Source organism: Streptomyces calidiresistens (assembly GCF_014141525.1).
Classification (GTDB): Bacteria; Actinomycetota; Actinomycetes; order Streptomycetales; family Streptomycetaceae; genus Streptomyces; species Streptomyces calidiresistens.
Window position 1 is genome coordinate 1 of record NZ_VKHS01000307.1, and the last position, 5946, is coordinate 5946.

At 74.9% G+C, this 5946-nt stretch carries 6 protein-coding genes; 4 read left to right on the forward strand and 2 right to left on the reverse strand.

Translation table 11 applies throughout. From position 1 onward, the window contains the following. The 3 genes from FOE67_RS13990 to FOE67_RS14000 form a co-directional block, all read left to right on the forward strand. Positions 1-1311, forward strand: a 1311-nt coding sequence (locus FOE67_RS13990) for a S1C family serine protease (protein WP_228473872.1), incomplete at its 5' end; no start/stop codon positions are given. A gap of 208 nt (positions 1312-1519) precedes the next feature. Continuing rightward, positions 1520-2071, forward strand: a complete 552-nt coding sequence (locus FOE67_RS13995; RefSeq protein ID WP_182664147.1) for a sec-independent translocase — start codon at positions 1520-1522, stop codon at positions 2069-2071. 312 nt (positions 2072-2383) lie between these two features. Further along, positions 2384-3028, forward strand: coding sequence for a hypothetical protein (locus tag FOE67_RS14000; protein ID WP_182664149.1), 645 nt, complete (start codon positions 2384-2386; stop codon positions 3026-3028). Between the two features lie 76 nt (positions 3029-3104). On the opposite strand, the gene FOE67_RS14005 is transcribed toward FOE67_RS14000, so the two are convergent. Beyond that, positions 3105-4271, reverse strand: coding sequence for an Mrp/NBP35 family ATP-binding protein (locus FOE67_RS14005; RefSeq protein WP_182664151.1), 1167 nt, complete (start codon positions 4269-4271; stop codon positions 3105-3107). 236 nt (positions 4272-4507) lie between these two features. On the opposite strand from FOE67_RS14005, the gene FOE67_RS14010 reads away from it, so the two are divergent. Further along, a complete protein-coding gene (locus tag FOE67_RS14010) occupies positions 4508-5311 on the forward strand; it encodes a hypothetical protein (protein WP_182664153.1) in 804 nt (267 codons plus the stop codon). A gap of 37 nt (positions 5312-5348) precedes the next feature. Here the strand turns inward: FOE67_RS14010 and FOE67_RS14015 are convergent, their stop codons facing one another. After that, positions 5349-5861, reverse strand: a complete 513-nt coding sequence (locus tag FOE67_RS14015) for a hypothetical protein (RefSeq protein ID WP_182664157.1) — start codon at positions 5859-5861, stop codon at positions 5349-5351. Positions 5862-5946 lie beyond the last annotated feature (85 nt).

The window sequence follows — 5946 nt, forward strand, 5'->3', positions numbered from 1 at the left end:
CCCCCGCGCGGAACCCCCTTCCCGCCGCCGGGTGCCCCGCCGGCGGTCGGCCCGCCCGGGGGCACCGCCGGGCCGCCCGCGGCGCCACCCGGCGCCCCCCTGCACCGCTACGACCCGTGGGCCGCGCCCGGTTCCGCTCCCCTGTCACCGCCGGCCGGCGTCCCCGGCCCTCCCCACGCCGGTCCGGCGGAGGGGGAGCCCGCGCCCCCGTTGCGGCGCCGGCTGCGCCTGCTCACCGGTGCGCTGGTCCTGGCGCTGGTCTCCGGTGGTGTCGGCGGTGTGGTGGGGATCCAACTGGAGCGTGCCGGGGGACCGGTGCAGGTGCGGTTGCCGCAGGTGGCGGAGGGCGAGCGCACCACCGATCCGGGGACCATCGCGGGCATCGCCGAGACGGCGCTGCCCGGAGTGGTCACCCTCTACGTGCGGGGCGGCGGCAGCGCGGGCACCGGGACCGGCTTCGTCCTCGACGACCGCGGCCACATCCTCACCAACGCCCACGTGGTCGGTCCGGCGGGTGGCTCCGGCCGCATCCAGGTCACCTTCAACAGCGGGGACACCGTGGACGCGGTCCTGGTGGGCGCGGACAGCGGTTACGACCTGGCCGTGGTGCGGGTGGACGGGGTGTCGGGGCTCAGCCCGCTGCCGCTGGGCGACTCCGACGGGGTCCGGGTGGGTGACGCGGTGGTGGCCATCGGCTCGCCCTTCGACCTGGACGGAACCGTCACCGCGGGGATCATCAGCGCGGTGAACCGTCCGATCACGGCCGGGGGGGACGGGGACGGCACGGACGTCAGCTACGTCAACGCCCTGCAGACCGACGCCGCGATCAACCCCGGCAACTCCGGCGGGCCGCTGGTGGACACCGGTGGGCGGGTGATCGGCATCAACAGCGCCATCCGCACCCCCGAGCTCGGCATCGGCCCGGACGGCGAGGCGCGCGGCGGGAGCGTGGGGCTGGGCTTCGCGATACCGGTCAACCAGGCCCACCGGGTGGCCGAGGAGTTGATCAACACCGGGCGTGCCACCCACCCGGTGATCGGGGTGATGGTGGACATGGGCTTCGACGGCGTCGGGGCCCGGGTGGCCTCGCGGTCGGAGGATCCGGCGGTCGTGCCGGGCGGGCCGGGGGACCTCGCCGGGCTGGAGGAGGGCGACGTCATCACCGCCGTGGACGGCGAGCGCGTGCGCAGCGGGGACGAGTTGATCGTCCGGGTGCGGTCGCACCGTCCGGGCGATGTGCTGGAGCTCACGGTGGAGCGCGAGGACGGCGAGCTGGTCATCCCGGTGACCCTGGGCGCGGCCGACGGCTGAGCCGCGGGCCGGTGCCGTGCGGGGCGGCGGCGGGACCCGCGCCGGGCGGTCCCGTGCCGTTTTCCCCCGTCTCCCCCGGATGGGCCCGCGGTGTTCACCCCGCGGTGTCCCCGGGCGACTCCCCACCGCCGCCCGGGGCGGGTACCGTGGCGGTGTGTCGTGTCAGGCCCGGTGGGTCCGGTGAGTGAGGGAAACCAGGGAGTCGCCAGTGTTCTTCGATATCGGGTCCCTCGAGTTCATTGCGCTCATCATCCTGGCCATCCTGGTCTTCGGCCCCGACAAGCTGCCGAAGATGATCCAGGACGTGGCGGGCTTCCTGCGGCGGATGCGGGAGTTCTCCGACAACGCCAAGCGGGACATCCGCAACGAGCTGGGGCCGGAGTTCAAGGACTTCGAGTTCGAGGACCTCAATCCGCGCCGCTTCGCCCGCAAGCACCTGCTGGAGCGGGACGAGTTGGGCCTGCGCGAGTTGCGCGACAGCGTGGACGTGCGCAAGGAGCTGACGGAGGTCTCCGACGCCGTCAACGGGCGCACCCCGGTGCGACGCAACGGTTCGGCCGTGGCGGCGGGGGCGGCCGGTGGAGCCGCGGCCGGCGGGGTCGTCTCCCTCGGCAAGGCCGGTGACCCGCCCGCGCCGGCGTCCGGCCCCGACACCGGTCCGGTGCCGCCCGCCGGGCGGCCCGGCGGGGAGGAGCGGGGGACGGGTCCGACGGGTCCGACGGGTTCCGAGCCGCCGCCGTTCGACTCCGACGCCACCTGAGCCGGCCGGACCCCGGGACCGGGCTCGGGCACGCGACGCGCCCGACCGGTGAACCGGGGAGGAGCCCGCGCGGGCTCCGACGGCCTCTCCGCCGTTCGTCGGCCCCGGCGTCGTCGTGACCTCGGTCACCCCGGCGCGTTCGGGAGCGCATGCGCCCCCTCGTGCTCCCCGTGGCGCACCTTTCGGTCACCCCATTCAGGGCATATGACCCTCTTGCCTCCCCGGTCGTGCCCGATGAGCGCGATACCGGTGGCTATCCTCACGTGTGTCCGGGGTGTTACCCGGCCGCAGCCAAGGAGGAGGCGTCCGCGCATGGAGACCACACGTCGGGCCGAGCCACGGGGTGCCGGAGAGGTGCCGGGGGAGCGTTCGACGCCGGAGGATTTCCTGCGGGCGGACTTCCCCTGGTACGGATTGGACGACGCCTTCCCGGGCCCCAGACGGCTCCTGCGCGTCGGCACCGCCGCCGACGGGTCGGTGGAGCACGGTTCGCTGGCCCACGGCGACCGCCCCTCGGTGCTCCCCGAGCCCGGCCGCGAGGACCGGAGCTTCGCCGTGGTGGTGACGCTCGCGGCCCGGCCGGTGCGCTCCAGCCCCGACGGCACCGGCCTGCTGGAGGCCACCTCCGTCTCCGCCGCCGCCTGGCTGGCCGGCTCCGGCCTGCTCTCGTGCACCTGGCCCGGCCGGATGGAGCGCGCCCTGCGGCAGGACTGGCTGGAGCAGCAGACCGCCCTCGCCTGGGACCTCGCCGACCACCTGGACGGCGGCGGCTGGGCCTCCCTGACCCTGCCCGTGGACGGCAGCCCCCGCGAGTTCCGCTACCGGGAGTCGGAGTACGGGTGGGTGCTCGCCGGCACCACCGATCGCGGGGTCCACCTGGGGGCGTACGGCAGGGGCATGAGCGCGTACGGTCTCGGCTTCGCCGTCGTGGACGACCCGGGGGAGCGCTACACCTGACGGAGGGCCGGACCGGCCCCGGGCCTCCGCCGGGGCCGGGCCCCGGCGGACGGCGGGGAAGGCGGCCGGAAAGCGATCAGAACTTGTTGCGCGGGGTGATCCCCAGCGACATCCCGGCCAGGCCGCGCTGCCGGCCGCCCAGCTTCGAGGCGACCGAGCGGATCGCCTGCCCCGCCGCGGAGTCCGGGTCGGAGAGCACCACGGGCTTGCCCTCGTCGCCGCCCTCGCGCAGCCGCAGGTCGATCGGGATGGTGCCGAGCACCGGGACCTCCGCGCCGGTCGCCCGGGTCAGCCCCTCGGCCACCCGCTCGCCGCCGCCGCTGCCGAAGACGTCCAGCATCTCGTCGCAGTGCGGGCAGGGCAGGCCCGACATGTTCTCCACCACGCCGACGATCTTCTGGTGGGTCTGCACCGCGATGGCGCCGGCCCGCTCGGCCACCTCGGCGGCGGCCTGCTGCGGGGTGGTCACCACGAGGATCTCGGCGTTCGGGACCAACTGGGCCACCGAGATCGCGATGTCGCCGGTGCCGGGGGGCAGGTCGAGCAGGAGCACGTCCAGGTCGCCCCAGTAGACGTCGGCGAGGAACTGCTGCAGGGCGCGGTGCAGCATCGGCCCGCGCCAGACCACCGGGGCGTTGCCCGGAGTGAACATCCCGATGGAGATGACCTTCACGCCGTGTGCCGACGGCGGCATGATCATGTTCTCCACCTGGGTGGGGCGACCGTCGGTCCCCAGCATCCGGGGCACCGAGTGGCCGTAGATGTCGGCGTCCACGACGCCGACCTTCAGGCCGTCGGCGGCCATCGCCGCCGCCAGGTTGACCGTCACGGAGGACTTGCCGACGCCGCCCTTGCCCGAGGCGACGCAGTAGACCCGGGTCAGCGAGTCGGGCCGGGCGAACGGCACCTCGCGCTCGGCCTGGCCCCCGCGCAGGGCGGTCGCCAGCTCCCGGCGCTGCTCCTCGCTCATGACGTCCAGCTCGACCGCGACGTCGGTGACGCCGGGCACCGCCCGGACCGCCTCGGAGACCCGGCTGATGATGGTCTCCCGCATCGGGCAGCCGGAGACGGTCAGGTACACGCCGACGTGCACGGCACCGTCGCCGGCGATCTCCACCGACTTGACCATCCCCAGCTCGGTGATGGGTCGGTGGATCTCCGGGTCGTCCACCGTGGCCAGGGCGGAGCGCACCGCCTCCTCGGACGGCGCGGTCTGCGGGGCTGCGGGGGTGTCGGTAGCCATGTACCCGATGGTACGGCTCCGCGCGGAAGCCCCGGTACCGGCCCGCGTCGCCCGGCGACGGGGCGGGGTACGCTGCGGCTCGCGCGCCGTCCCGCCACCGGCCGGACCGTTCGCCGTGCCCGGAATCGATCATCGGTCGGCGATACGCGAGCGCTGGTGATCGATGGGGAACGCAACGTGCTCGGAATGCGTCCACCACAGGACCGACCGAGGGACCCGAGGGAGAGGCAGGCCCGGTGACCGCAGGAGTCCGCAACTGGCGCGCCGCACTGTCGGGGGCCATCTGTGCCGCCGTGCTGACGGGGGCCGGCCTCACCGGCTGCGGGGGTTCGTCCCCGGAGCCCGAGGAGGAGGTCAACGAACTCGTCTCGCAGCCCGCCGAGGTCATCGAGGAACGCGCGATGGAGGCCGCCCTCGCGGCCGACGCGGTGCGTCTGACCGGCGACATCATCACCGAGGGCCGCAAGTTCCGCATCGACATGCGGCTCGGCCCGGACGGCGGCATCGGCGAGGTCTCCACCCAGGGGATGAACTTCGAACTCCTGCGGGTGGGCGAGGACCTCTTCCTCAAGGCGGACGGCGCCTTCTGGCAGCACCAGTGGGAGGACGGCGACGAGGAGGCCGAGGCCGGCATCGACCCCTCCGGCACCCTGGAGGGCAAGTACGTCAAGGTCGCCCCCGACGACCCCGTCTACGGGACGCTGAGCGGCTTCACCGAGAAGAACACCATGATCCCCCTGCTGATCACCATGGAGGGGGAGCGGAGCACCGGTGAGCGCGGGGAGATCGACGGGATCGAGACGATCGGTGTGCTGGCCGGGGAGGGCGCCGGTGGCGTCCTCGACGTGGCGCTGGTCGGCGATCCCTACCCCCTGAGGTTCGCCCGGGCCGGCGAGGCGGGGCAGCTCTCCCTCCTCGACTGGGACCAGGAGTTCACCCTTCGCGCCCCGAAGGAGGAGGACATCCTCGACTACGGGGACAAGATGATCCTCCCGCCCGAGGAGGAGTCGGGCGGCGAGGGCGGCGAGGGGGAGGGCTGACGGGCCCACCGGCGCCCCGGGCCCCGGCCCGGGGCCGTCACCCCGCCCGGCGACCCCCCGGGGTCGCACCCCGCCGTCGACGGGCCGGCAACCCCGACGGCAGCGGCCCCCGGGTCAGCGCCGGGGAGGGCGGCGGGACCGCCGCCCCGCCGTCGGTGGGCATGGCCCCCGGCCGCTGCTCCGCCGGGCCGGCCGGCACCAGTCGCAGCACCCGGCAGGATTCCGCCCAGCGCGCCGCCGTGCCCTCGGGGTCCACGGCGTTGAGCCGCTTGCCGCGCAGTTCGGCGACCACCGCCTCCCACTCCGCGCCCCCCGGCTTCGGCTCCACCACCCGGGCCGGCCAGACCACCAGTCGGCCGCCCTTGTCCTTGCTGCGCGCGCTCACCGTCGCCCGCCCGCCGTCGGTCAGACCCAGGCCGTCCAGCGGTTGCTCGCCCGCTCCGCCCACCACGCAGACCGCGCCCTCGTGCCAGACGTGCCACAGGGGGCGAACCGACCCGCGCGGACCGCGCACCCAGACCAGGGCGGACTTCCGGGCGGTCTCCTCGATGAGGGCGAGCTCGGCGGCCGGGACGGCCGACCCGGGGGCGTCGGCGGGGGTGTCGGCTGCGTCGTCGGGGTGCCTGTCTCTTATA

Coding starts and splice junctions, on each gene's coding strand:
- FOE67_RS14000 (WP_182664149.1), top strand. CDS start 2,384: ATGGAGACCACACGTCGGGCCGAGCCACGGGGTGCCGGAGAGGTGCCG.
- FOE67_RS14005 (WP_182664151.1), bottom strand. CDS start 4,271: ATGGCTACCGACACCCCCGCAGCCCCGCAGACCGCGCCGTCCGAGGAG.